This window comes from Oleiphilus sp. HI0123, from assembly GCF_001635315.1.
Genome location: NZ_LWGE01000280.1, coordinates 1 through 336, shown reverse-complemented (window position 1 = coordinate 336; position 336 = coordinate 1). Strand labels below are relative to the sequence as shown.

Annotated in this window: 1 protein-coding gene; it reads right to left on the bottom strand. The window is 39.6% G+C overall.

The genetic code is table 11. The features are described from left to right. Positions 1-296, bottom strand: a 296-nt coding sequence (locus tag A3761_RS02745) for a hypothetical protein (RefSeq protein ID WP_197472758.1), incomplete at its 3' end; no start/stop codon positions are given. Between the last annotated feature and the right edge of the window lie 40 nt (positions 297-336).

Sequence of the window (336 nt, the reverse complement as noted above, 5' to 3'; positions counted from 1 at the left end):
CACCCTCTCGTAGTATGAATCATTGGAATAAGAATGTTATCAAAAAACTTATCAAAGATACCTGTTAAGTATGGTGAGCCAATCTCGTCTAGCCCTTTAAAACGTGGAGCCAAGCTTCCTTGGGACACACTCCCTTGATAAAAGTAGTGACAATTAGAGCCCGCCTGCCTAAGTTTTACTTGATCAACCAAAAAGCCCTGTTCAGCTAAACTGTCAATAAGCTCAACAAAACCTTTTTCACCTTCTTTAACAATATAAAAATCAATACACGGATACCGTTCCCAGAAATCCGTCATTTCTAATTCAGTTAGGCCGTAATTAGGCCCTCCGAAAACA